2 protein-coding genes are annotated in these 970 nt (G+C 72.7%); one reads left to right on the forward strand and one right to left on the reverse strand.

The genetic code is table 11. From position 1 onward, the window contains the following. The first annotated feature begins 75 nt into the window (after positions 1-75). A complete protein-coding gene (locus A5714_RS17145) occupies positions 76-375 on the forward strand; it encodes a DUF503 domain-containing protein (protein WP_068287072.1) in 300 nt (99 codons plus the stop codon). 14 nt (positions 376-389) lie between these two features. On the opposite strand, the gene A5714_RS17150 is transcribed toward A5714_RS17145, so the two are convergent. Further along, positions 390-970, reverse strand: a 581-nt coding sequence (locus tag A5714_RS17150; RefSeq protein ID WP_068287069.1) for a tRNA (adenine-N1)-methyltransferase, incomplete at its 5' end; no start/stop codon positions are given.

Raw genomic sequence — 970 nt, forward strand, 5'->3', positions numbered from 1 at the left:
GCCACCACCGGCGCCCGAACCCCCGCCCGCTTCTCCCGCTCCGCCCGGCCCGGGGCCCACCGGTTGACCGGCGGGATGTGGATCGGCTGGCTGGAATTCGACCTGCTGCTCGGCGACGTCCACTCCCTGAAGCAGAAGCGGTCGGTCGTGCGGCCGGTCGTGGCCGAGCTGCGCCGAAAGTTCAGCGTGGCGGCGGCGGAGACGGGTTCGCGGGAGCTCTACCGGCGTGCGGGCATCGGGGTGGCCACGGTGTCCGGGGACCGCGGCCACGCCGTCGAGGTCCTCGACGCCGCCGAACGCCTGGTCGCCGCGCACCCGGAATTCGAGTTGCTGTCGGTCCGGCGCTCGCTGCTACGCAGCGACGACCTGGCTTGATCCCGGTGCGCGGCTCAGCCGTCGCGGCCCTCGCGCTTGCGCCCCAACGGCACCGGCGCCACGACACCCGGGGCGAGACGTCGGGCGAAGATCAGAAACGCCGTGTGCCCGCGCATCGAATGCTGCGGCCGCACCGCCAGGCCCACCACGTTCCACCCGCGCTGCAGCGTCTCCCAGGAGCGCGGCTCGGTCCAGCACTGTTGCGCGCGCAACGCCTCGACGACCCGAGACAGCTGGGTGACGGTGGCGACGTAGATCATCAGCACGCCGCCCGGCGTCAACAGCCGCCCAACCGACTCCAACACCTCCCAGGGAGCCAGCATGTCCAGCACAGCCCGGTCGAAGGACGCCTCGGGCAGTTCGGAGCGGGCGACGTCGTCGACGATCAGCTCCCAGTTCTGCGGGGCGTCGCCGTAGTACACCGAGACGTTGCGCTGCGCGTGTTCGGCGTGATCGGCGCGCTGCTCGTAGGACACCACCCGGCCGCCGGGCCCCACCGCCCGCAGCAGCGAGCAGGTCAGCGCGCCGGATCCGGCCCCGGCCTCCAACACCCGCGCACCCGGGAAGATGTCGCCCTCGTGGATGATCTGCGCCG

It is taken from the genome of Mycobacterium sp. E2462, assembly GCF_001672685.1.
GTDB lineage: Bacteria > Actinomycetota > Actinomycetes > Mycobacteriales > Mycobacteriaceae > Mycobacterium.